The sequence below is a fragment of the Ruminococcus sp. SR1/5 genome (assembly GCF_000209835.1).
GTDB classification, from domain to species: Bacteria; Bacillota; Clostridia; order Lachnospirales; family Lachnospiraceae; genus Blautia_A; species Blautia_A fusiformis.
The window spans coordinates 1,130,296-1,153,132 of the sequence record NC_021014.1; the positions used below are offsets into that span (position 1 = coordinate 1,130,296).

At 46.4% G+C, this 22,837-nt stretch carries 23 protein-coding genes and 2 pseudogenes; 20 read left to right on the plus strand and 5 right to left on the minus strand.

Annotated elements, in window-relative coordinates; translation table 11 throughout:
• Position 1: 1 nt before the first annotated feature.
• The 4 genes and pseudogenes from CK1_RS05770 to CK1_RS05785 all read left to right on the plus strand — a co-directional run bounded on the left by CK1_RS05770 (position 2) and on the right by CK1_RS05785 (position 3,388).
• Positions 2 to 1,687, plus strand: a complete 1,686-nt coding sequence (locus tag CK1_RS05770) for a GerAB/ArcD/ProY family transporter (protein WP_306288786.1) — start codon at positions 2 to 4, stop codon at positions 1,685 to 1,687.
• A gap of 105 nt (positions 1,688 to 1,792) precedes the next feature.
• Positions 1,793 to 2,032: a hypothetical protein gene (locus CK1_RS05775; protein ID WP_015525350.1), complete on the plus strand. Its 240-nt coding sequence runs from the start codon at positions 1,793 to 1,795 to the stop codon at positions 2,030 to 2,032.
• Positions 2,033 to 2,088: 56 nt separating this feature from the next.
• Positions 2,089 to 2,910 carry a glutamate racemase gene (gene murI, locus CK1_RS05780; RefSeq protein WP_015525351.1) on the plus strand — a complete coding sequence of 274 codons (822 nt, stop codon included), beginning with the start codon at positions 2,089 to 2,091 and terminating at the stop codon, positions 2,908 to 2,910.
• A gap of 74 nt (positions 2,911 to 2,984) precedes the next feature.
• Positions 2,985 to 3,388 (plus strand): annotated as a pseudogene (locus tag CK1_RS05785) (YwiB family protein).
• A gap of 99 nt (positions 3,389 to 3,487) precedes the next feature.
• Here the strand turns inward: CK1_RS05785 and CK1_RS05790 are convergent.
• Positions 3,488 to 3,928, minus strand: coding sequence for a type IV pilin (locus CK1_RS05790; RefSeq protein WP_015525354.1), 441 nt, complete (start codon positions 3,926 to 3,928; stop codon positions 3,488 to 3,490).
• A gap of 94 nt (positions 3,929 to 4,022) precedes the next feature.
• Between CK1_RS05790 and CK1_RS05795 the strand changes: the two genes are divergently transcribed.
• The 7 genes and pseudogenes from CK1_RS05795 (at position 4,023) to glgB (ending at position 12,370) form a co-directional block, all read left to right on the plus strand.
• Complete coding sequence (locus CK1_RS05795) at positions 4,023 to 4,226, plus strand: hypothetical protein (RefSeq protein WP_173741147.1); 204 nt, start codon at positions 4,023 to 4,025, stop codon at positions 4,224 to 4,226.
• A complete protein-coding gene (locus CK1_RS05800; RefSeq protein ID WP_306288787.1) occupies positions 4,177 to 5,661 on the plus strand; it encodes a polysaccharide deacetylase family protein in 1,485 nt (494 codons plus the stop codon). Before CK1_RS05795 ends, CK1_RS05800 begins: the two co-directional genes overlap by 50 nt.
• Positions 5,662 to 5,714: 53 nt before the next feature.
• Positions 5,715 to 6,092, plus strand: a complete 378-nt coding sequence (locus tag CK1_RS05805; RefSeq protein ID WP_015525356.1) for a hypothetical protein — start codon at positions 5,715 to 5,717, stop codon at positions 6,090 to 6,092.
• The gene (locus CK1_RS05810) at positions 6,086 to 7,207 is read left to right on the plus strand and encodes a polysaccharide deacetylase family protein (protein WP_306288788.1); all 1,122 of its coding nucleotides are present in this window, start codon (positions 6,086 to 6,088) and stop codon (positions 7,205 to 7,207) included. The genes CK1_RS05805 and CK1_RS05810 overlap by 7 nt, the downstream gene beginning before the upstream one ends.
• Positions 7,208 to 7,285: 78 nt before the next feature.
• Positions 7,286 to 8,641, plus strand: coding sequence for a trigger factor (gene tig / locus CK1_RS05815; RefSeq protein WP_015525357.1), 1,356 nt, complete (start codon positions 7,286 to 7,288; stop codon positions 8,639 to 8,641).
• A 226-nt stretch (positions 8,642 to 8,867) separates the two neighbouring features.
• Positions 8,868 to 10,274 (plus strand): polysaccharide deacetylase family protein, encoded by a 1,407-nt coding sequence (locus tag CK1_RS05820; RefSeq protein ID WP_015525358.1) that lies wholly within the window; start codon positions 8,868 to 8,870, stop codon positions 10,272 to 10,274.
• 249 nt (positions 10,275 to 10,523) lie between these two features.
• Positions 10,524 to 12,370, plus strand: a pseudogene (glgB, locus tag CK1_RS05825) (1,4-alpha-glucan branching protein GlgB).
• 149 nt (positions 12,371 to 12,519) lie between these two features.
• On the opposite strand, the gene CK1_RS05830 reads toward glgB, so the two are convergent.
• Complete coding sequence (locus tag CK1_RS05830; RefSeq protein WP_306288789.1) at positions 12,520 to 14,061, minus strand: CapA family protein; 1,542 nt, start codon at positions 14,059 to 14,061, stop codon at positions 12,520 to 12,522.
• Positions 14,062 to 15,034: 973 nt separating this feature from the next.
• Between CK1_RS05830 and CK1_RS05835 the strand changes: the two genes are divergently transcribed.
• The 6 genes from CK1_RS05835 (at position 15,035) to CK1_RS05860 (ending at position 18,754) form a co-directional block, all read left to right on the plus strand.
• On the plus strand, positions 15,035 to 15,703 hold the full coding sequence (locus CK1_RS05835) for a hypothetical protein (RefSeq protein WP_015525361.1): 669 nt from the start codon (positions 15,035 to 15,037) through the stop codon (positions 15,701 to 15,703).
• Between the two features lie 7 nt (positions 15,704 to 15,710).
• Positions 15,711 to 16,142: an IS200/IS605 family transposase gene (gene tnpA / locus CK1_RS05840; RefSeq protein WP_021651194.1), complete on the plus strand. Its 432-nt coding sequence runs from the start codon at positions 15,711 to 15,713 to the stop codon at positions 16,140 to 16,142.
• 44 nt (positions 16,143 to 16,186) lie between these two features.
• The gene (locus CK1_RS05845) at positions 16,187 to 17,515 is read left to right on the plus strand and encodes a transposase (RefSeq protein ID WP_015525363.1); all 1,329 of its coding nucleotides are present in this window, start codon (positions 16,187 to 16,189) and stop codon (positions 17,513 to 17,515) included.
• 172 nt (positions 17,516 to 17,687) lie between these two features.
• Entirely contained in the window at positions 17,688 to 17,987 is a 300-nt protein-coding gene (locus CK1_RS05850; protein WP_173758292.1) for a hypothetical protein, read from the plus strand.
• 66 nt (positions 17,988 to 18,053) lie between these two features.
• Complete coding sequence (locus tag CK1_RS05855) at positions 18,054 to 18,473, plus strand: acyl-CoA thioesterase (RefSeq protein ID WP_306288790.1); 420 nt, start codon at positions 18,054 to 18,056, stop codon at positions 18,471 to 18,473.
• Positions 18,473 to 18,754: a hypothetical protein gene (locus CK1_RS05860; protein ID WP_015525365.1), complete on the plus strand. Its 282-nt coding sequence runs from the start codon at positions 18,473 to 18,475 to the stop codon at positions 18,752 to 18,754. Before CK1_RS05855 ends, CK1_RS05860 begins: the two co-directional genes overlap by 1 nt.
• Before the next feature lie 10 nt (positions 18,755 to 18,764).
• Here the strand turns inward: CK1_RS05860 and CK1_RS05865 are convergent, their stop codons facing one another.
• From CK1_RS05865 to CK1_RS05875, 3 genes are read right to left on the minus strand one after another with little or no spacing between them, the layout of a single operon-like run.
• Positions 18,765 to 19,952, minus strand: coding sequence for a DUF885 domain-containing protein (locus tag CK1_RS05865; RefSeq protein ID WP_015525366.1), 1,188 nt, complete (start codon positions 19,950 to 19,952; stop codon positions 18,765 to 18,767).
• Positions 19,949 to 20,179, minus strand: a complete 231-nt coding sequence (locus tag CK1_RS18785) for a hypothetical protein (RefSeq protein WP_015525367.1) — start codon at positions 20,177 to 20,179, stop codon at positions 19,949 to 19,951. Before CK1_RS18785 ends, CK1_RS05865 begins: the two co-directional genes overlap by 4 nt.
• Before the next feature lie 53 nt (positions 20,180 to 20,232).
• On the minus strand, positions 20,233 to 20,535 hold the full coding sequence (locus CK1_RS05875) for a hypothetical protein (RefSeq protein ID WP_015525368.1): 303 nt from the start codon (positions 20,533 to 20,535) through the stop codon (positions 20,233 to 20,235).
• 168 nt (positions 20,536 to 20,703) lie between these two features.
• Here CK1_RS05875 and trxB point away from each other — a divergent pair, with 168 nt between their 5' ends.
• From trxB to CK1_RS05890, 3 genes are read left to right on the plus strand one after another with little or no spacing between them, the layout of a single operon-like run.
• A complete protein-coding gene (trxB, locus tag CK1_RS05880) occupies positions 20,704 to 21,642 on the plus strand; it encodes a thioredoxin-disulfide reductase (RefSeq protein ID WP_015525369.1) in 939 nt (312 codons plus the stop codon).
• Positions 21,629 to 21,784, plus strand: a complete 156-nt coding sequence (locus tag CK1_RS05885) for a LacI family DNA-binding transcriptional regulator (protein WP_306288791.1) — start codon at positions 21,629 to 21,631, stop codon at positions 21,782 to 21,784. Before trxB ends, CK1_RS05885 begins: the two co-directional genes overlap by 14 nt.
• On the plus strand, positions 21,775 to 22,665 hold the full coding sequence (locus tag CK1_RS05890; RefSeq protein WP_306288792.1) for a LacI family DNA-binding transcriptional regulator: 891 nt from the start codon (positions 21,775 to 21,777) through the stop codon (positions 22,663 to 22,665). The genes CK1_RS05885 and CK1_RS05890 overlap by 10 nt, the downstream gene beginning before the upstream one ends.
• The last annotated feature ends 172 nt before the right edge of the window (positions 22,666 to 22,837 follow it).

Here is a 22,837-nt window from a genome sequence, read left to right on the forward strand (position 1 = left end):
TATGAGATTTGCGGAGAATAACAGGATTTCCCACAGACAGCTTTTTCGGCAGATCATACTGGTGTTTCCGGCGCCGTTTCTGCTGTGCCTGTTTAAGAATGGAGCGATGTTGGGCATCAGTGCCATGGCAGGGACAGTTGCTGCGGCCGTAATGCTCTCTTTTTATGTGATCTGGCTGATACGTCTGACACCTGCATATGGAGAGCTTTCCAAAAGGACAGGAAGTTTTACTGTACGATTTATTGGCCTGTTCTTTTTGGTATATGTGATCGCAAGTTCGGCATTTCTTTCGGGCCTTCTGGGGGAGGTGATCCCGGAAAGTCTGATCAGCGGGATTTCCGGAAAATGGCTGTCTCTTCTTGCAGTTGCAGCCTGTAGTCTGGGAACGCATCGCGGAATGCAGAGAAGAGGGCGGATCGCTGAGGTGTCCGGAAGGATTTTTCTGGCAGGGATCCTTCTTCTGATGCTTTTATGTGCAGGGCAGGGAAAAACAGAGTACTTTATGGAAGTGATGAAAGATCCGGAAACAGGATTTACAGGAGAGCGATGGCTCCGTGATCTGTATACACTTTTGTGTGCTTTTTCAGGAGCAGGACTTCTTCCCTTCGGGCTGGAGTATGCAAAAAAACAGGGAAGTGCCAGAAAACCTGTGATCCTGGCTTTTCTTACAGTTTGCGGGATCATTTTTGGAATGCAGCTCCTTCTTCCGGCAGTCTTTGGAGGTGCACGCCTTAAAAACGAGATCTGTCCGGTACTGCCTCTTCTGGAGGGTGCAGATCTTCCGGGAAACGTACTGGCGAGATTTGATGTGATATGGATGGGGTTTCTGGTATTCGGACTTTTGTTTTCTCTGGGAAGTTTGTTTCATTACGGAAATCAGATCGCGGAAAAAACTGGATTCGGGACCGGTCGGTACTGGATCCCGGCAGCAGGCTGGCTGCTTTCCCTGTATGAGAGAAACGGGATGGGGATCCGGGAGTATTATGGCTGGTATCTGGGGTACATCTTTGTGCCGTTTCTGATTGTGATACAGCTTTTTCTCAGTACGGAAAACCGGGGAAGACGGAAGAAAAAAGTAACTGTGGCAGGACTTGTCCTGGTCATCACTTTGACGGGATCAGGCTGTGCGGCAGTAGAACCGGAAAAAAGAGCTTATCCGCTGGCACTGGGAGCCGGTGTTTCAGAGAATGGTTTTGTGCTGAAATATGCAATGCCGGATATGAGTACAGCTACCGGACAGGAAAAACCGGACGAAGATCCGATTTCTGTGCTGACTCTTTCCGGCCGGGACTTTCAGGAGATCGAGGCAGTTTACAACCGGTCTCAGGAAAAATTTCTGGATCTGGGTCATCTTGAAGTGCTGATCCTGGATGAACAGATCCTGGAAGAGGGATCCCGGGAAGCACTGATTGGATATCTGAAGCAGGAAGAGCATATCGGAGAGGATGTCTACGTGTTCCGGACGGATATGCTGGGAGATGTTTTTCACTGGAAGGGAGCCCGGGAAAGCTCCATAGGGGAATACCTTCAGGGAATTCAGGAGAACCGCACATCCGGGCAGCAGAAGAAAGGTGTGACTCTGCGGGAGGTATATCATCAGTTCTGTCAGGATGGAACGCTGCCCTGGCTTCCGGAGATATGGGTGGAAGGTGAGCTTCTGGAAGTGGATTACGGCAGTAATGAATAGATGGGAGCCGGACTGTTAATAATACAGATGATGATCAGTACGATAAATCGTACAGTATATCTCTGGATAAGATCATCAGAAGATTTTTGACAGGAGGGCTTGCTCATGGAGCATATAAAAACGAAGAAGCATGTATTAAAAAAAGCAGGAGGGTTCCTTTTGCTCACGGCAGTGATCCTTGCAGGGAGTACCTGGGAGAGAAGAACTGCCGGTGATCGGCAGCCACAGTTTTATGCCTGGTGGGGAACGATCTACCCGGAATTCTGTTTTGAAAAAGCAGAGGATAACGGGGAAAATAAGCCGGTGAAGATATCCTTCTGGCTTGCGCAAGCCCTGGATTGGTGATACAATATTTCAACGGACCAATCACGTTCGATTAATTATTTCAGGAGATAAGATCAATGAATATAGACAGAAACGCACCGGTGGGTGTGTTTGATTCCGGTATCGGAGGACTGACAGTAGCCCGGGAGATCATGCGCAATCTCCCATCGGAAAAAATCGTATATTTCGGAGACACAGCCAGAGTTCCCTATGGAAGCAAATCCAGAGAAACGGTGATCCGTTATTCCCGCCAGATCATTCATTTTCTGCAGGAACAGAAGGTGAAGGCCATTGTGGTGGCCTGTAATACAGCCAGTGCATTTGCTCTGGATGCGGTGAAGGATGAACTGGATATCCCGATCCTTGGAGTGATCGAGGCCGGTGCCAAAGTTGCTGCCCAGGAAACCAGAAATAAACGGGTGGGCATTATCGGAACGGTGGGCACGGTAGGAAGCGGTATCCATGCCTCTTATCTGAAGGAACTGGATCCGGAGATCACCGTGATCGGAAAAGCGTGCCCGCTGTTTGTTCCGCTGGTAGAAGAGGGCTGGTATCATGATCCGGTCACCGAGGAGGTTGCGAGAAGATATCTGAAGGAGCTGCAGGAGCAGGAGATCGATACACTGATCCTCGGATGTACGCACTATCCTCTTTTAAGATCTACCATCCGCAAGATCATGGGTGAGGAGGTCTGCCTTGTGAATCCTGCATATGAGACGGCGCTAGAGCTTAAAAAGTTACTCTCCAGACTGGATCTTTCCAGCAATGAGGTAGCACAGGAGGAATTCCCGTATCGCTTTTATGTAAGTGATCTTGCAGAGAAGTTTAAGGATTTTGCCAATTCCATCCTGCCGTATAACGTAGAAAAAACACAGAAGATCGATATCGAAAAATATTAAACAGATCTGTACATAAATGATAGGAGAAAAGAATGCAGAAAGAAGTTTTGATCCATGTAAGAGGGCTTCAGATGATGGATGCACAGGGGGATCAGGAACCTATAGAGATCATTGTTCCGGGACAGTATTATTTCCGCAATGGTTCTCATTATCTCAGATATGAGGAACTGCTGGATGAAACAGCAGAACCCACCATCAATTACATAAAAGTATCCGGAAAAGGTCTGGAGGTCAGCAAGAAGGGACTGGTCAATGTACACATGGTATTTGAACAGGGCAAAAAAACATGACCTATTATACTACCCCTTACGGAACACTTCAGATGGGAATCTCAGCTACGAATCTGGAGCTGACGGAAAGCGAAGAGAACCTTCAGATCAAAGCAGATTATGCGCTGGATATGAATGAAGAACATGTGGCAGACTGCTATCTGGCGATCCAGGTACAGCCAAGAGACTGCAAGGATTTTGTTTTATAGATCCTGCAGAAAATAAAAGATATATAATTACACTACATAAGAACAGCCGCCATGCATCAGGGGAATTCCTGAAAGCATGGCGGCTGTTTTGGATTCTGATCATTTACGGAATCTTGCGAGGAAGCCTTTTTTCTTCTTCTGTGGTACTTCGAGAGAACCACGGATTCCTTTTACGCCAACGATGTAAAGGCCGCTGACTTCAGCTTTGATCTCTTTTTTGACCGGGATCAGATCAAAAACTTTTTCATCTGCAATAAGGATGTTGATCTTCGGACCGACTTTGGCTTTTACGATCGGAAGCTTGGACCGACGCATAAGCTTAGGTGTCTGGTCGATGACCATCTGTGGAAGTCCGGAATCTTTCAGCGGCATCCGTTTTTTATCGATGACCAGCATGGAAACTGTCTGCTTGTTAGCCTGGATCTGAGCCTGCTGTTCGTCCTGTTTTTTCTGAGCTTTTTTTCCGAAGAAATAGAGTGCGATCACTGCTGCGATCAGAATAACGAGGATGACCAGAAGAACGATGGTAACTGTACTCATTTGAGAATCCCCCTGTATATATATTTGTTTCGCAATCGGTTACATTACGCAAACAACATTTTAGCATTGTTTTGTCAAAAAGGCAATTAAAAAAGTGAAAAAGACAGGTGGAACGGTGGAAATTTCAGCAGTTACCAGTTATAATGATTACGATGCAGTTCATCTGTGTATGCTGCAGAGAATACAGGACATAACTATCTTTGAGCTAACATATGTAATGGATAAACCAGAGATGGAGGAAATATTATATGAAAGAGAAAAAGCCCGGGGGAACCCGACCGGAAATGGGAACTCCTGAGTACGAAGAATGGCGGAAAGAGGTATTGAAACGCCGCAGAAAGCGCCAGCTGAAGGAACGCAGAAAACGTCTGGCCATCATAACAGCGGCAATGATCGTCGCAGTCGGGGCATCAGTAGGGGTCGGTGCGCTGAAGGGCAGAAGTGAGAAGGCTTCAAAAGAGAAGATGGTTTCTTCTGACAAACAGAAAGAACAGACTGTTTCCGGAGAAAAAGCTTTAGAAGCAGGTACTAAAAATACAGAGACCGCTTCCAAAGATACTCTCGCAGAGGCAGAGCTTCTGGCCAGTCAGTATAACTATGACAAAGCTATCGATCTTCTGAAAAAGGCTCCGTCCTATGATTCTGATAAGAAGATGCAAGCAACTGCAAAAAAATACGAAGACATAAAAGCAACCTGTACGGCATGGCCCCTTGAAAAGGTGACACATGTCTTTTATCATATTCTGATCAAGGATCCATCCAAAGCGTTTGACGGAGACTACAAAGAAGCAGATTATAATCAGGTCATGACAACCATTGATGAGTTTAACAAGATCACGCAGACCATGTATGACAAGGGCTATGTGATGGTAAGCATCAAGGACATGGCAAAGGCAGACGACAACGGGAATATCACAGAGGGAGAGATCCTTCTTCCGCCTGGGAAAACGCCGTTTGTCCTCTCACAGGATGATGTATGCTATTATCATTACATGGACGGTGACGGCTATGCCACGAAGCTGATCGTGGATGATAAAGGAAAGATCCGCAATGAATATGTGGAAGATGACGGAAGTGTCTCCGTGGGAGATTATGACATGGTTCCGCTGATCGACCGTTTTGTGGAAAAGCATCCGGATTTCTCATACCGCGGTGCAAAAGGAATCCTGGCACTTACCGGATACAACGGGATCCTGGGATATCGGACCGACGAAAGCTATGAGACCCGTCCGGCAGATCTGGATGAAAATAAAGTACAGTGGCTGGATGCACATCCGGATTTCAGCCTGGAAAAAGAACGGGCAGCCGCAAAAAAGGTTGCCGATGCCATGAAGGCAGAAGGCTGGGAATTTGCGAGCCATACCTGGGGACATCAGAATGTGGGACAGGTCACACTGGAGAAGCTTCAGGCAGACACCGAACGTTTCAAGAAAAATGTAGATCCGCTGATCGGGGGAACGGATGTTATCATTTTTGCTTTTGGAACCGACATTACCAATGACCAGGAGTATTCCGGGGATAAATTCGAATATCTGAAGGGGCAGGGATATAATTATTACTGCAACGTGGATTCCAGCCAGTATTATGTACAGATCCGGGATCGGTACTTCCGTCAGGGAAGACGGAATCTGGATGGATACCGTATGTATTATAACCCGGAACTGTTATCCGATCTTTTTGACGTAAAAGATGTTTTTGATCCGGCAAGACCGACACCGGTACCGCCGATGTAACGGTCATATCCGGAGATACGAGGGGACTTTTAGAAAGGGGCATATATATTATTATGAAGAAAAAAATTGCAGGTGTACTGACAACAGTGCTTGCGGCGTCACTTCTTGTGGGCGGAAACCATCCGGTCACTGTTCAGGTGGAAAATATGATCTCCGGGACACAGGATGACGAGGATACACAGTCTGATGAAGCGGAAGCTGCAGAAGCCGAAGAAGAACAGTCCGAAGAAGCCAAAGTAGCAGCGGACCCGGAGGACCAGCCGGCAGCTACCGAGACACCGAAGGAAGAAAAAAGGCAGAAAAAGAAACACAGAAAAGGGAAGCTGCCGAGAACAGCTCCGACAGTACTTCCTCAGACGAAAAAACACTTCTCAAAAAAGCCAAAAAACTGGCACAGCAGTATGATTACACCGGCGCGATCTCCGTGTTGAAAAACAACTGGAAATTTGCCACCAGTGACAAGATGCAGGAAGCAGCAGCAGCCTACATGAAAAAAAGAGATGCCTGTGTGGAATATCCACTTGAGAATATCACCCATGTATTTTTTCATTCCCTGATCGTGAATACCTCCCTGGCCTTTGACGGAGATTCCGATGAGGCCGGATATAATCAGATGATGACCACAGTCAGTGAGTTCAAAAAAATGCTCCAGATCATGTATGATAAGGGTTACGTACTGGTGAGTCCTCATGATATGGCTGTGATCAATGATGACGGAACCATGAGCAGGGGAAAGATCATGCTGCCGGAAGGCAAGATTCCTTTTGTTCTTTCAGAGGATGACGTCAGCTACTATCATTATATGGACGGAGACGGATTTGCCACAAAGCTGGTGATCGACGACAACGGAGATATCAAATGCGAGTATAAGAAGGCAGACGGTACAGTTGTGACCGGAGATTACGATGTGGTGCCGATCCTGGATTCCTTTATCAAAGAACATCCGGATTTTTCCTATCATGGAAGAAAGGGTATTCTGGCAATGACCGGTTATAATGGTGTTCTGGGCTACCGTACAGATGGGGCATATAAGACCAAGAAGAATCTTCAGGATGACCAGAAGGCTTTTCTCAAGGCCAATCCGGATTTTGACTATGATAAAGAAGTAAAAGCAGCCAAAAAAGTGGCGAAGGCCATGAAAAAGGACGGGTGGGAATTTGCAAGCCATACCTGGGGTCACAGAAACGCTACAAGCTCCACAGCAGCGGAGTTGAAGACCGATAATAAAAAATGGGAAAAATATGTGGCACCCATCCTCGGAAAAACCGATATGATCATTTTTGCCTTTGGTGCGGATATCGGCGACTGGGAAGGATACACCTCGGATAATGAGAAGTATGAGTATTACAAAAGCCGTGGCTACCGCTATTTCTGCAATGTAGATTCCAGTCAGTATTTTGTGCAGATCACAAGTGAATATTTCCGTCAGGGAAGACGGAATCTGGATGGATACAGAATGTATTACAATCCGGATATGCTCAGTGACCTGTTTGATGTATCGGAGGTGTGGGATTCTTCCAGACCGACACCGGTACCGGAAATGTAAGACAGCAAACACACTTTACAAATCTGTATAAAAAAAGATTATAATCGAACCGACAGTACTTGATGAAGGGAGTAGGTTATGAAGAAAAAAGCATATCTCATGGTTCTTGCACTGTGTGCGGCACTGGCGATCACTGCATGTGGCACATCAACAGACCAGAAAGATGACAAAAAACCTGCAGCAGAAGCGCAGGATACAACAGATAAAGAAGATTCCGGATCTGCAGATTCCAAAGAGTCAGAAGAAACGGATTCCAATAAAGACAGCGAAGAGGCAGCCTCCGGAGATACAAGGCTTGTTTCCGTGGATGATGTGAGCAAATATGTGACCATCGGAGAATATAAGGGACTGACTCTTGATAACACAGTAGAAGCCGTAACCGATGATATGGTTGACGGAAGGATCAAGGAAGAACTTCAGAACAAGGCTGAGGAAGTAACGGAAGGCAGTGTTCAGAACGGAGATGTGGTTATCATTAATTATGTGGGAACCAAGGACGGAGTGGCTTTTGACGGCGGTACTGCAAATAATTATGAGCTGACCATAGGCTCCGGAACGTTTATCGACGGATTTGAGGACGGGATCATCGGAATGAAAAAAGGTGAGACCAAGGATCTCGATCTGACTTTCCCGAAGGAATACTCTTCGGAAGAGCTGGCCGGACAGGAAGTGGTATTTAAGGTCACTCTGCAGAGCTTTAAGCGTGCACCTGAGCTTACCGATACCTGGGTAGCCAAGAATACAGACTGCAAGAGTGTGGATGATTACAAGAAGGAAATCCGTACCACACTGGAGGATGAAGCGAAGACAAGTGCACAGAACACATTGCGTGAAACTGCATGGAACACAGTGCTCTCAGCATCTGAAGTGAAGGAATATCCACAGGAGGATCTGGATACAGCCAAGACAGAGTTTCGCAGTCTGTATGAGAATTATGCAAAACAGGGTGATATGACGCTGGAGGATTTTGTAAAAGCTCAGGGAATCTCCATGGATGATTTTGAGGAGCAGAGCGGTCAGTATGCGGAGTTTAAAGTAAAGCAGAACCTGATCGTACAGGGGATCATGGATGCGGAGAATATGACACTTGAAGATAAAAAATCTCTCAGTATCCAGGATGAACTGATCAAAGCATACAGTGTGAAGGATCTGGCTGCGCTGGTAGATAAATACGGACAGGCAGCCGTGGATGAATCCATCGGACTTCTCAGAGTGGAAGATTTTATCCTGGACAATGCAACGGTTGAGGAGAAGGTTTCTGCCGGTGATACCCAGGGAGTAAACGGAGATGATCCTTCCTCGGACGGAAGCAGTGTGGAAGGTACCGTGGATGAAGAGCTGGAAGCGGCAGAGGCTACAGATATGGTGCCGGAAGACGGCGAGGCGGATCAGGATGCAGACAGCAGCACATCGGATGCAGCGGGGCAGGAGTGATCTGACAGTATCAGCAGCTAAAAAAGTGTGGTGCCCGGAATGTGTTCCGGGTACCATTTTTTTACATGTGCATCGCGAAGTGTGTTACTGAGAACGGAGTGAACAGTAACAAATTAAGAGATTCTTTCGGGAATTTCCATTGTATTTAAGCGTTAAATGCGGTATGATTAAAGACAGACATTAAATATCAAAGAAAGATATGAGTATATAAACGGGGATGTAAAAAATGGACAAAAGAGTTTTGCGTGAGAGGATGCGCAGAAAACAGCAGCAGTTAAGACGGCGGCGGATGATGAAGCGGATAACCTGTGTAGTTGCGGCGATTCTTCTGCTGGTTTTTGTTGTTCGAGGGGTAATTCTTCCCATCGTCAACCATGCAGGCGGCGGAAGCAATAAGGATGCGGAGACAGTAAATGTCCAGGCAAATACCGCCGGAGCTTCCACAGGCAGCAGTACGAAGGACGGTACGGCATCGACGGATACGGCTGCTTCGGATACAGACAGCGCGGATTCCGGTACGGATGCAACGGTGATGCCGGTAAAGGGCAGTGCAGCAGGCGAAAGGCTTTCTGTTATGACTCCGGGATGGCATGAGGATTCTACCGGAAAGTGGTATCAGAATCCGGATGGTACATATTATGTAAATGGTTTTGCGGATATTGACGGAACAACATACAGCTTTGATAAAAAGGGATACATGCAGACCGGATGGGTGGAGAAAGGTGTGAAGGACTATTATTTTAATGAGGATGGCTCTTATGATCCTTCCAAGAAGCGCCCGATGATCGCTCTGACCTTTGATGATGGTCCTGGAGAGTATACAGAGACACTTCTTGATACTGTTGAGAAATACAATATCCATGTTACGTTCTTTATGCTGGGACAGAATGTGGAGGGCCGTGAATCTACCATACAGCGAATGGTAAAGCTTGGCTGCGAGATCGGTAACCATACTTGGGATCATCCGGAACAGACGCTGCCGAATATGGATCTGGATTCTGTTATGCAGGAGTTCCAGAAGACGGATGATGCACTGGTAAAAGCCTGTGGGCAGGCATCAACGGTATGTCGTGCACCGTATGGCGCGATCACAGATGAGCAGATGAGTGCAGTTGGCAAGCCTTTCTTCATGTGGTCTACGGATTCTCTGGACTGGAAGCTGATGGATGCGGATGCAGATTATAACCAGATCATGAATGATTCCTCACTGGGAGACGGTTCTATCATCCTGATGCATGATATTCATGAACCATCTGTGAAGTGTGCCACAGAGAAGCTGATCCCGGCACTGATCGACCAGGGATATAAGCTTGTAACAGTCAGCGAGCTTGCAGAAGCGAAGGATGTTACGTTACAGAGTGCTTCCTATTCTGACTTCTGGGACAGCTCTCTTCAGGCTGGTCGTGTTGCAGGATATGCAGGAAATTCCAGCGATTCAGAGGATTCCTCTGAGGATGGCTCCGATGGAAGCGATTCTTCTGACGGATCGGATGTCAGTGACGGATCTTCCGATGAAGGGGACTATTCCGATGGTTCTGACGAAAGTGATTATTCGGATGGATCTTCCGATGATGGAAGCTATGATGATGGTTCCTACGACGAATCTTATGACGATGGAAGCGAAGAATATTAAAAAATGACAGGAGAGACCTGAATGACAAAATGTGCGTCATTCAGGTCTCTTTTTTGACTTTATCTGACACTGTCGGATAATAGACACATATTAGCCGGAGAGGGTTTTTCCTTGACTGAAAATATGGGGATTGGTATAATTATAGAATAAAAAATTCCACTTAAAATTGGGGAATGGACGGTGGCAGAACTATAAAGGGAGGTACCTGAAAATGGGAAAAAATTACAATTTACGGAGCTTGACCAGTATCTGTTCGGTCAGGGCACGAATTATGATATTTACAGGAAGCTGGGAGCACATCCGGACACGCAGAACCGGAAAAAGGGGTTTATTTTGCAGTGTGGGCACCTAATGCACAGGCGGTTTCTGTTATAGGTGAATTCAACGAATGGGATACGGAGAAGAATCCCATGAAAAAAGTTGGACCCATTGGTGTTTATGAGACATTTGTACCGGGAGCGAAGATCGGACAGCTGTATAAATTTTACATTACAGGTGCACATGGTGAGGAGCTTTACAAGGCAGATCCATATGCCAATGCCGCTGAAATGCGTCCCGGAACAGCTTCTCGTATTACAGATATCACCAACTATAAATGGAAAGATGATACCTGGATGAAAAATCGCGAGAACTTTGATCCGGACACAGGTGCCATGTCTATCTATGAGGTGCATCCGGGTTCCTGGATGAAGCATCCGCAGACAGCAGAGGATGAGGATGGTTTCTATTCCTACAGAGAACTGGCGCCGAAGCTTGCACAGTATGTCAAAAAAATGGGATACACCCATGTGGAACTTATGGGTATCGCAGAGCATCCTTTTGACGGTTCCTGGGGCTATCAGGTAACCGGCTATTACGCACCGACTTCCCGCTACGGAACACCGCAGGATTTCAAATATCTGGTGGATTATCTTCACCGTCAGAAAATCGGTATCATTCTTGACTGGGTACCGGCACATTTTCCGAAGGATGCACACGGACTGGTTAACTTTGACGGAACTGCTGTATATGAGCATGCAGATCCGAGACAGGGTGAGCATCCGGATTGGGGAACCAAGATCTACAATTACGGACGTCCGGAGGTGAAGAATTTCCTGATCGCAAACGCTCTTTACTGGGTAGAGGAATGCCACGTTGATGGTCTTCGTGTAGATGCGGTTGCATCCATGCTCTACCTGGATTACGGTAAGAAAGACGGTGAGTGGATCGCCAATAAATACGGCGGAAACAAGAATCTGGAGGCTATTGAATTTTTTAAGCATCTGAATACCGTTGTTCTCGGAAGAAATCATGGAACTGTCATGATCGCAGAGGAATCTACCGCATGGCCGATGGTAACAGGTAAGGCAGAAGACGACGGGCTTGGATTCTCTCTGAAGTGGAATATGGGCTGGATGAACGACTTCCTGGAATACATGAAGCTAGATCCATATTTCCGTAAATTTAATCATAATAAGATGACATTTTCTATGACTTATGCATACAGTGAGAAATATGTTCTGGTTCTGTCTCATGATGAGGTAGTACATCTGAAGTGTTCTATGCTGGAGAAGATGCCAGGAGAGCTGGATGATAAATTCAAGAACCTGAAGGCCGGATATACTTTTATGTTCGGGCATCCGGGTAAGAAGCTTCTGTTTATGGGACAGGATTTCGGACAGCTGCGTGAGTGGAGTGAGGCCAGAGAGCTTGACTGGTATCTTCTTGGCGAGGAAAATCATCAGAAGCTGCAGCAGTATGTCAGTGATCTTCTGCATATCTACCGCAAATATCCGGCACTTTACGGTGCAGATAATGATCCATCTGCATTTGAGTGGATCAATGCCAACGATGGCGACAGAAGTATCTTCAGCTTTGTGAGAAAATCTCCTACAAGACGTAATAATATCCTGATAGTATGCAACTTTACACCAGTAGCACGTCCGGATTACCGTGTAGGCGTTCCGAAGAAAAAACAGTACAAGCTGATCATGGATGAGCAGGGGCTTCTTCCGAAGGGCAAGGTATTTAAAGCCGAAAAGAAAAATTGTGACAACCGGGAATTTTCTTTTGCATATCCTTTGGAAGCTTATGGAGTTGGTATATTTACATACTGATATTCTGTATAGCGAAATCTTTGAAAGAAAATATAAAAGATAAAATAAAAATACCGGAGATCTGTGTACCTTTGAAGTGTTGGCTTCAGAGGTGCCGGATCTCCGGTGTTTTATGGATCTGGGTATAAACTGGTTACGAAAAGTTATCGCTATTCTTCGCTATCATCGTAGGAACCATCATCGTAGGAACCATCATCGTAGGAACCATCATCGTAGGAACCGTCGTCGTAGGAACCGTCGTCGTAGGAACCATCATCATAGGAACCGTCGTCGTAGGAACCGTCGTCAGAGTAACTGTCGTCGTAGGAACCGTCATCCGAGGAGTCGTCTGTGCTGCCTGAGTTATTATCAGCAGAGTTAAAGTCTTCGGAAGTGATGTCAATGCCTTTATCTGCGTAATATTTATCTGCTGTGATGGAGTCGGTATCTTCTACGACATTTCCGGATGCATCGATCATATTCAGGTCTGTGTCAATGGTCACATCCAGGAGGTTGGTTCCTGTGGATGGAGTGACATTCATGGACATGATCTCGTTGAACTTCTTTTTCAGGTTGTCAAGAGTGAATACACCGGAGCCAATGTATGACTGTACACCGTTCTGAGATGCAAGTTCTTCTGTGTAATCGGAAAGCATATATGGTCCGAATTCACCGGCATCGCTGTTGTAATGCATGACCAGAGGTTCCACTGTAGGGGTCAGGATCTCAATTGAGGTCTTGCCGTCCTGTACGGTTTTCTGAATGGTGAATTTTGCCATTCCGCCGAGAAGTTCTTCCAGCTTCTGCTGGGTGGATACGAAATTTCCCAGAGAGTAGAAGACTACAGTTTCATTGCCTTTGTCATCAGTAAGGCGGCCATATGGCTGGAGTACATGTGGATGTCCGCCGATGATGACATTTACGCCCTGCTCCATAAGGTAGGCTGCCCACTGTTTTTCGTATTCGTTTGGCATGGTTTCGTCTTCGGTACCCCAGTGTGCTACAAAGATGATGCAGTCGGCCTGCTGTTTTGCTTTCTGGATCATGGCTGTGATCTTGTCTTTGCGGATCATGTCGATCATGTAGTCTTTTCCTTCAATGCCGCCTACGTTTGTGCCGTAGGTGTAATCCAGAAATGCGATCTTGATACCGTTTACTTCACGGATCTTGACGGTGTCGGCATCTTCCTGGGAGTCGTGGATCCCCAGAAGTGTGACATCCGGATATTTGGTTTTCCAGAAGTTCAGTGTGTCTGTGAGGAAGCCTTCTCCGAAGTCATCGATGTGGTTGTTGGCGGATTCTACTACGTTGAATCCTGCTTTTATAATGGCGTCTCCTACTTCTGTGGGTGTTGCAAAGGATGGGTAGGAGCTTACGCTGTCATGGTCGGTTGTGAAGACGGTTTCCTGATCGATCATTTTGATGTCTGCGTCCTTGATGGCGTCCTGGATGTGGGTGTAGATCTTGTCGTAGTTCCAGTTGCCGTCAGAGGATGCGCCTGCGTCGATGAGACTCTGGTGATAGAGGTTGTCGCCTACTGCGATGACGGAGGCAGTGGTAGTTTCGGCAGTGGTGTCGGCTGCTTCCTGATCAGCCTTGGCTTTGACTGCCGTGGCTTTTTTCTGGGCGTCTATGGCTGGTTTGCGGATGAGGCGGTAGTCCAGCTGATTGAAGAAGAGGACCAGGATCGCAAGGACGATGACGGATGCCATAAGACTTACGCGGGCATTGCTGCGTTCGCGGAAGTTCAGGGGGATGTTGTCCTTGGGGTTGCGCCGGGGTTCTCTAAGGGGATCCGGGGTGGAGCTTTTTTTGAAGACTCCTTTGAGGGAGTCGGGGATTTTGATGTTGGGTGGAAATTTCATTTATGTTTTACCTTGTCTTTCTTTGGATTTTGAATGCGATTGATTGGTGATTGTTCGCTTTGTTATTTTTGATTTTTGTTGTGTGGTTGTATTATAGCAGATTTTTATTTTGGTGGGAAGAGGGTGGTGGGGGTGAACGTACGCCCGAGCCGGGGATGCTGTCTGGTCTGCGGCTTCGTCGGGGGCTGGCTTCTAGGCTGCCGGGAATCTGCTAAAAGCGTTTTCCAAAAGTCCGAACTCGCGTCTTGCAGCCGCTCAGACAGCGGACTTTTGAAAAACAACGCAGATTTCCGGCAGCCAAGAATCAGCTCCCCTCCTGCAGAGGCAGACCAGACAGCATCCCCGGCTCGGGCTGTGAGGTTCAAGGCGGTAGGGCTAGGGTGGCTGGGCTGGAGTTGGATGAGCCGTCAGCGCTGCGCTGGACGGCGTGGAGGAAAGGCTGAGTTTCCTTGGGGTTTGATGGGAAGGGGGTGGGCCGAGGCGCTTCGCTGTCGGCTGGGAGTGTGTCGAGGTGCTTCGCTGTCGGCTGGGAGTGTGTCGAGGTGCTTCGCTGTCGGCTGGGAGTGTGTCGAGGTGCTTCGTTGTCGACTGGGAGTGTGTCGAATTGTGGTGGAATTTTTGGATGGGTTTTGCGTGATTTTTTCTGGTGTATGGTATGGTTGGTATATCTTATAAGATCTTTTGTCTGTATGGACATTCTTGGAGCTTCGGGTTCTGAAGCGTTTTCCATTTTTGTTACTGTGAAGGTTCTGAAAATCCGTTTTATGGGGTTTTTATGTTTTCTTTGTATGGTATAATTTATATATCAGTAGGAGTGTTAATGAATAACAATACTATATTTGACGATGTTTTCCGGACAATGGTGGAGAAGATGACTTACCTGCTCGTTCCGCTTATCAGCGAGGTGTTTCATACCTCATATCCGAAGGATGTGAAGATCGTGCATCTTCGGAATGAGCATCAGCTGGAGGACGGGGAACTGATCACGGATGCCCAGCTTTTGATCGGGGATAAGGTGTATCATATTGAGTGTCAGAGTACGGATGATACTACGATGGCGATCCGAATGTTTGAGTATGATTTTGCGATTGCTTTGGAGAGTAGGCGGAGAGTAGGACGGAAGTTTTATGTGGAGTTTCCGAGATCATGTGTAATTTATTTAAGATCTACGAAGAATACGCCGGATGTTGAGGAAGTGGAGCTGCTGCTTCCGGATGGGCAGGTGTGTGTATATCGTGTTCCGACGGTGAAGGTGGAGCGTTATACAAAGGATAGCATTTTTGAGAAGAATTTACTGATGTTACTTCCGTTTTATGTAATGAGATACGAGGAGTCGGCGCATATAATAGGTGAGGATTCTGAGAAACTACGAAGATTATTGAATAACTGTGCGTCGCATTCTCGTTACTTCAGTAGTGATGAGTTAGACGCACTATTTTTGAAAATGAACAGAACAAATGTTTGCAAACTCTTCTTGCGTATGGTATAATAAAAACATGGAGAAAAATATATTTAATATCAATAATAATGGACTTTCATATGGTAGAGGATATGTGTATTCACTGCAGTACCATCTGGTATGGTGTACAAAATATCGGAAAAAAGTTTTAAAAGATGGTATTGATGCAGAATGCAAAGAAATGCTCTGTGACCTTGCAGAAGAATATAAATTTCAGATTCTGGCAATGGAGGTTATGCCGGATCATATCCATCTGCTTGTAGATTGCAGACCACAGTTTTATATCTCGGATATGATCAAGATCATGAAGGGGAACATTGCCAGGCAGATGTTTCTTGTGCATCCAGAACTGAAGAAGGAGCTTTGGGGAGGGCATCTGTGGAATCCATCTTATTGTGCAGTGACGGTAAGTGACAGGAGCAGGGAACAGGTATGTTCTTACATCGAAGGGCAAAAAGAAAAACAGTAATCTGAATGAACACGTTTTTATATTTGTAAGAAAGAGGAGAAAAGATGAGGACAGTATCCAGTTATGGCGTAGGATTGCGAAAACAGAATATTCCGATCCGCCAGACACTGGATATTTATCGCACTGCGGTCAGCTGCCTGATTGAGATCTATGCCCAGGCATGGGATGAACTGGCAGTGATCACGGAACCTAAAAAACGTTTCAATACTGCAGAACATCTGGTGCATACCACAAAAAAGAATCAGGCAAGGTTTGATTTTGACCTGCGATTTCCAAAGATGCCTTCTTATCTCAGAAGGGCAGCTATCCAGCATGCCTTGGGAAGCGTATCCTCATATAAGACGAGGCTGGAACTGTGGAAAAAAATGGATAAGAAAGGCGGCACGCCGAAGCTGGTGTGTGGTAATCATGCTATGCCGGTATTTTACCGTGATGTGATGTACCGTGAAGATACGGAGGAAAAAGATGGAGCGTACCTGAAACTTTATGACGGCCATGACTGGAAATGGTTCCGGGTCAGTCTCAGCCATACAGATATGGAATATCTGAGGAAATACTGGGCGGGAAAAAGAACAGCAGCTCCCGTGCTGGAAAAAAGGCATCGTAAATACTTCCTGCGTTTTTCTTATACAGAAGAGGTGCCGCTTACAAAGGCACCTGTAAAAGAACAGATCATCTGCAGTGTGGATTTAGGGATCAATACGGATGCAGTCTGCACTATTATGCGGTCAGATGGAACTGTCCTGGGAAGAAAATTTATTGATTTTCCCAGTGAAAAAGACCGGATGTACCGTGTGCTGGGACGGATACGCAGGTTCCAGCGGGAACATGGTCCTGTACAGGTGAAAAGCAGATGGGCTTATGCGAAGCGTCTTAACACAGAACTTGGAAGAAAGATCGCAGGAGCAGTTGCAGGATATGCGGAAGAAAACCACGCGGATGTGATCGTGTTTGAGTATCTGGAAACAAAAGGAAAGATATCCGGAAGAAAGAAACAGAAGCTGCATTTGTGGAGAAAAAGGGATATCCAGATAAGATGTGAACATCAGGCGCATCGCAGAGGGATGCGGATATCCAGGATCTGTGCATGGAATACCAGCAGGCTTGCCTGTGATGGGTCGGGAACAGTTGTCCGTGATCCAGGCAATCACAGTTTATGTACATTCCAGAATGGAAAAAGATATAACTGTGATCTTTCGGCGTCCTATAATATTGGAGCAAGATATTTTATCCGGGAACTCTTAAAACCCCTTCCGGCAACGGAAAGGTCTTTGCTGGAGGCAAAAGTCCCTTCAGTAAAGCGTAGGATCTCATGTGTATATGCGGACTTAAGAGAACTATTTTCAGAAATGGAACTCTTAAGAGCAGCATAAACACAGGCAGATATACAGCGGATTACCTGCAGTGTGGGAACCTGCCATATCTGGCATGGAAAAAGCGCATGACTGTGCATATCCTAAGCTACAGGCGTATCCGCCGATATTTAGCCTTGTCGCTTAAAGCGACTGAGGAGCATGTGACTTTAGTCATGTGAGATCCACTAGATTGATTGTAAGGATATCAGATTATATTTTCCGAAAAGAAGAAAAAATCAAGAAAGGAATAGATGAGGTTATGGGTGGAAAGGTTTTACAGTTGGAATCGGAACGCTTGTTTGAGCTGGGAGAAGCACGTGGGAAAATTATTGGAAAAGCAGAAGGAAAAGCAGAGGGCGAGGCTATTGGAGAAACGAGGATGAGGATGTTGATCAATCGTTTGATCGCGGATGGTCGAATGGATGAGATTGGGAAAATCATAGACAGTGCGGAGGCTTGTAGGGAGTTGTATAAAGAGTATGGTTTGTGAGAAATAAAGAGGATATTTTGTTACTGGTGACAAATGTCAGATTTTTACAGAAGAGAGGATATAAACATGGGTGTTTACAGGCGTAAGGCACAGTATCATGAGACGGATCAGATGGGGATCATCCATCATTCCAATTATGTGAAATGGATGGAAGAGGCTCGGATCGATTTCATGAAGGAGTTGGGCTTTGGTTATGGTGAGGTGGAGAAGCGGGGGATTGTTTCTCCGGTTGCAGAGGTTTCAGTTTCTTATAAGAAGCCGGTGCTTTTTGATGATGTAGTTGGGATTTCGGTTTCGGTGAAGAAGTACAGTGGTGTGGTTCTGGAGCTGGCTTATGAGTTTTTTAATGTGACCAGAAGTGAGGTTTGTACAGAGGCTTCCTCGAAGCATTGTTTTACCAGGAATGGGGAGCTGGTTTCTCTGAAAAAAGAGATTCCGGAACTGGATGTGCTGTTCAGAAGCTGTGTGAAGGGGGATCGAGTCTGATGGAAGTTGTGGAGATGCTTGATAATCTGAAGGAAAAGGCCCGCAGGGACCCGGCGCTTCGGGAGATGTTGCTTGCTACCCGCAGGGAGAAAGAGCCGCTGGCTGCTTTCTGTAAGAAGTGCCGGGAGCTTGGGGTTCCGGTTTATGAGATGGATCTGATCGCAGCTGGTGAGGAATTTTATGCAGCGATGAAGAGGAGTACCAATGGCGGCGGAGAGAATTCTCCGATGCTTGAGGGTGAGGATGATTTTTATGAACTGTTTTTTGCTGGGTTGGAGTGAAAAAACAGTTTCAAAATTCCGCATCAATATACTTCTCCAGCACCGGGAACTGTACACCACCGATCTTCAGTACCTGGCTGTGGAAAGCTTTCAGATCAAAGTCCTGGCCAAGGCGGTTCTGTTCGGAAGTGCATAAGTCCAGAAGACTTAAGTAGCCCCAGTAGTATTTCAAATAATTTCCCGGGGTTTCCAGGATATACTGGTAGATCTCGGAGACAACGGCGCTGTCTTCGATACCAAAGGCTTTCAGAAAGCTGGCGGCTTCGGCCTGAGTCCAGCCGTTGTAATGGATCTCAATGTCCAGAAGGGAGTACATGCATAAATTGATGCTTCGGTTCAGCCAGGAGATCCTGGCAAGCTCTGTGGCAGAAGGATCCTGAATATAATCGGCGGCGTACTGGTAGGCATAGGGTTCGATGTAGGTGGCCCATCCTTCTGCAAAGCCGGAGGTGCAGAGAAGATTTCGGATGTTGGAGGATTTTTGGCGTTGGAAGGTGACAGTCTGGTAAAGATGCCCCGGGAATCCTTCATGTGCCAGTGTGGTAAAAAGCTCCAGACCCTGGTAGCTGGCAGCCGGATTTATGTAGATCACATTGGGGGTTCCGGTATCCATAGGTGGGGTGAGATAAAAGGCGGGGCTTAGATATTCTTTCATGGAATCGTGGACTGTGCGGAGCTCAAAGGTGACATCTGTGAGAGGTGGGAAGTCTGTTTGGATCTTCTGCTGCAAGGCATTCAGCATCTGGGCAGGCTTTATTTCTCTGAAAGTGATTCCCCGGCTGAGAGTAGTCAGAAGCTCCGGGTTTTGTCGAAGTATGGTTCCTGCGATGCCGATCTCGTCGGAAAGCTGTCCGGAGAGTCGTTTTTCCATTTGCTTTACAGGAACGTAAGAGCCGGTCTGACTCTGAAGAAGATAGAGATAGTAGGCTTTTCCTCCCTTGAAATAAGTCAGGCCACGAGTGTTTTTTCCTGTGCCACGCAAAGCTTCCAGACCGGTCATAAGTTCCTGATAGGCTGGGATGACTTCTGTTTTCATAAGATTTTGGTGGGTCAGGACCAGAGCGTTCTGCTCTGAGGAAGGAAGTTTTCCATATTCGGATAGCTTTTTCTGGAAAATTTCCAGCATATAATTGTTGTCGGGATTCTGGATAAAAGCACTGCATTGTGCAAGGATCCGGTCCAGTGTGGTGTCACTCATAAAAAACCAGCTTCGGATTTCTTTTTCTCAAATTCCAGGATGCTCCGAAAGTATGGGCGGATGGTGGTGAGAAGAGTGAGATAGTCGGTGATATCACGATCTTCATAAAAGGCATATTCCGCCAGAAGAACCGGAAGCTGAGCCTGAATACCAAGACTTGGGCCAAGAGGCTCCTGAAGCAGATAATTGTCGCCCAGTGATTTTTCCGTGTGGTAATAGAGGAGCATGGAGTCCAGCGTCAGCTGATTTTCCGTGGAAAGGCGGCTGTAGCGGAAGGATTTCAGCTTTTTTCGTACTGGCTGCAGATCTGGTATGTATTTTTCATATCTGTGGGGACAGTGCCAAGAGAAGCTTTTTTTCGCCGGATACCCTGTTTTTCCGGATGTGCCAGGGTATAATGGAGGGTAAGGGTGCTGCCGGAAACTTCATTTTGAAAAACTTTTCCGGAAAAGGCTTCGAATTTTCCGTTTTCTGTGATCCCGTGAGTGGAAAAATAACCGGCAGTAAGGCCGGTGAGAAGTGCCAGGATAAGAAGCAGAGTGATGAAAATAGAAGATTTATTTTTCCTGATTTTAAGAGACATAAGACAATCTTTCATTACTGTTTACAGACATATACCATGTGTAGAGTGCTGATGGTCTCGAAGCAAACAGTAACGTCCTTTCAGAGTGGCGCTTTGTTCTATCATATTGGAAAATTACGGAATCTATGATATTATGTGAGCGGAAATATACAAAAATGGAGAAATAACATGAGTGATATTTATGATCTTGCAATTTTAGGCGGAGGTCCGGCAGGGATCACGGCAGCGATCTATGCGTCCAGGGCCAGGTTAAATACCATATGGATCGATAAAAACTTTGCACCGGGCGGCCAGGTCACAGCTACCTATGCGGTGGATAATTATCCGGGAATGCCGGGGATATCGGGCATGGATCTCGGAGAAGCCTTTGGGGCACATGCCCGGAAGCTGGGCTTGGAACCGCAGCGAGAGAAGATTCTTTCCCTGGAAAATATTTCCGGAGAGATCAAGACGATCCGTACAAAAAAGCATGAATATCAGGCGAAATCTCTGATCCTTGCATTTGGGGCAGAGCACCGGAAACTTGATATCCCGGGAGAGGATGATCTGAGCGGCCTTGGTGTTTCCTACTGCGCTACCTGTGACGGAGCTTTTTATAAGGATCGGACCGCAGTGGTAGTGGGGGGAGGAAACGTGGCAGCAGAGGATGCAGTTTTTCTTTCCGGCCTCTGTGAAAGGGTATATCTTGTTCATCGCCGTGATGCGCTTCGAGCAGATCAGACACTTCAGGAGAAAATTTTTGCCTGTGAGAATATAGAAATGGTGTGGGACAGTGTTCCCCTTGAGATCCTGGGACAGGACGAAGTGACCGGTCTTAAGATCCGTAATATAAAAACAAATGAAGAGAGGGAGCTGACCGCAGATGGTGTTTTCATTGCTGTGGGGATCGTTCCTAATACGACACTTGTAAAGGATCAGCTCAAGCTGGATGAAAATGGATATATCTGTGCAGGAGAAGAGGGGGTTACCAGCGCACCTGGGGTTTTTGCAGCGGGGGATATTCGTACCAAGGCACTTCGCCAGATAGTAACTGCTGTTTCAGATGGAGCCAATGCAGTGGCTTCCGCACAGAAATATCTCTGGAGGAAAGATAATGGCAACGATTAAGGAAATCGCACAAAGAGCAGGCGTGAGTACAACAACTGTTTCCAATGTCATACATGGAAAAACAAAAAAGTATCTCCTGCCAATATTCAGAAGATCGAGAATCTTATCCGGGAAATGGGATATGTCCAGAAAATGGGACTGAGAGTTCTGAATAAAGAAAAATCCCAGCTGATCGCAGTTGTGATCAATTATCATAAAGACTTCAGGGATTCTATCATCGGAGATCCTTTTTATGGAAAGATCATCGGTTTTATCGAGAAATACGTGCAGGAGCTGGGATATTATCTGATGCTGTATTCCGCAAAGGATACAGATAAGATATTCCAGATGGTCATGGGCTGGGATGTAGATGGCGTTATTGCCATCTCCTTCAGCAAAAGCAACTGTGAAAAGATCTATCAGCTGATCAACAAACCGATCGTTTCCATTGATGCATACGGTGAGCTTGATGCAGGCCAGGAAAAACATGTCCTGAATATCGGACTGGACGACGAAAGCGGCGGCTATCTTATGACAAAATATCTTCTGGAATGCGGCTATGAGCATATCCAGGTTTGTGCAGGCCGTGATAATGGTGTGGACCATCTTCGTTACATGGGCGCTCAGCGGGCGGCGAAGGATTTTGCAAAGAAAAAGCAGAAGGTGCAGTTTACTGCTCTTGGAATGAACTACGCCAAACGAAAAGAAAGCTATGCGTGGCTGCTCCAGCGGAAAAAACCAAAGGCCGCACTGTTTTTCCTGTCGGACCTCTATGCATTGGAGGCTATCAGCTTTTTCAGCAGTCGTGGAGTAAAGATTCCGGAGGAGATTGGAATTGCAGGATACGATAACATCAGCTATGCGGAATTTTCCGTGCCTCGTCTGACTACTATCAGCCAGAATGTGGAGCAGAAGGCGTCTCTTGCAGTGGAAATTCTGATGGAACGGATCAATGGAGTGGAAAAAGAGCGTGAAAATGAGATCATGCTTCCGGTCACGCTGATCCCCAGGAGATCTGTACAGCCGCAGCATGAGGAAAAGTAAGTCTGCAGAGAATGTACCTGATCTGATCAGGGGGGTAGATACGAGAAGTCACTGCAGAACTGTGAAAAACAGAAAATCGGGACTTTCAATATAGTAAGAGTACAGAGAAAGAGTACAGAGAATCTGAGATATAAAGATATCAAAAGCCGAAATATACGGGAACTGTCAGTGT

Bases quoted from the DNA above. Each gene is read 5' to 3' on its own strand.
- CK1_RS05770 (WP_306288786.1), top strand. From the start codon at position 2: ATGAGATTTGCGGAGAATAACAGGATTTCCCACAGACAGCTTTTTCGG.
- CK1_RS05775 (WP_015525350.1), top strand. From the start codon at position 1,793: ATGGAGCATATAAAAACGAAGAAGCATGTATTAAAAAAAGCAGGAGGG.
- murI (WP_015525351.1), top strand. From the start codon at position 2,089: ATGAATATAGACAGAAACGCACCGGTGGGTGTGTTTGATTCCGGTATC.
- CK1_RS05790 (WP_015525354.1), bottom strand. From the start codon at position 3,928: ATGAGTACAGTTACCATCGTTCTTCTGGTCATCCTCGTTATTCTGATC.
- CK1_RS05800 (WP_306288787.1), top strand. From the start codon at position 4,177: ATGAAAGAGAAAAAGCCCGGGGGAACCCGACCGGAAATGGGAACTCCT.
- CK1_RS05805 (WP_015525356.1), top strand. From the start codon at position 5,715: ATGAAGAAAAAAATTGCAGGTGTACTGACAACAGTGCTTGCGGCGTCA.
- tig (WP_015525357.1), top strand. From the start codon at position 7,286: ATGAAGAAAAAAGCATATCTCATGGTTCTTGCACTGTGTGCGGCACTG.
- CK1_RS05820 (WP_015525358.1), top strand. From the start codon at position 8,868: ATGGACAAAAGAGTTTTGCGTGAGAGGATGCGCAGAAAACAGCAGCAG.
- CK1_RS05830 (WP_306288789.1), bottom strand. From the start codon at position 14,061: ATGGCATCCGTCATCGTCCTTGCGATCCTGGTCCTCTTCTTCAATCAG.
- CK1_RS05835 (WP_015525361.1), top strand. From the start codon at position 15,035: ATGAATAACAATACTATATTTGACGATGTTTTCCGGACAATGGTGGAG.
- tnpA (WP_021651194.1), top strand. From the start codon at position 15,711: ATGGAGAAAAATATATTTAATATCAATAATAATGGACTTTCATATGGT.
- CK1_RS05845 (WP_015525363.1), top strand. From the start codon at position 16,187: ATGAGGACAGTATCCAGTTATGGCGTAGGATTGCGAAAACAGAATATT.
- CK1_RS05855 (WP_306288790.1), top strand. From the start codon at position 18,054: ATGGGTGTTTACAGGCGTAAGGCACAGTATCATGAGACGGATCAGATG.
- CK1_RS05860 (WP_015525365.1), top strand. From the start codon at position 18,473: ATGGAAGTTGTGGAGATGCTTGATAATCTGAAGGAAAAGGCCCGCAGG.
- CK1_RS05865 (WP_015525366.1), bottom strand. From the start codon at position 19,952: ATGAGTGACACCACACTGGACCGGATCCTTGCACAATGCAGTGCTTTT.
- CK1_RS18785 (WP_015525367.1), bottom strand. From the start codon at position 20,179: ATGCTCCTCTATTACCACACGGAAAAATCACTGGGCGACAATTATCTG.
- CK1_RS05875 (WP_015525368.1), bottom strand. From the start codon at position 20,535: ATGTCTCTTAAAATCAGGAAAAATAAATCTTCTATTTTCATCACTCTG.
- trxB (WP_015525369.1), top strand. From the start codon at position 20,704: ATGAGTGATATTTATGATCTTGCAATTTTAGGCGGAGGTCCGGCAGGG.
- CK1_RS05885 (WP_306288791.1), top strand. From the start codon at position 21,629: ATGGCAACGATTAAGGAAATCGCACAAAGAGCAGGCGTGAGTACAACA.
- CK1_RS05890 (WP_306288792.1), top strand. From the start codon at position 21,775: ATGGGACTGAGAGTTCTGAATAAAGAAAAATCCCAGCTGATCGCAGTT.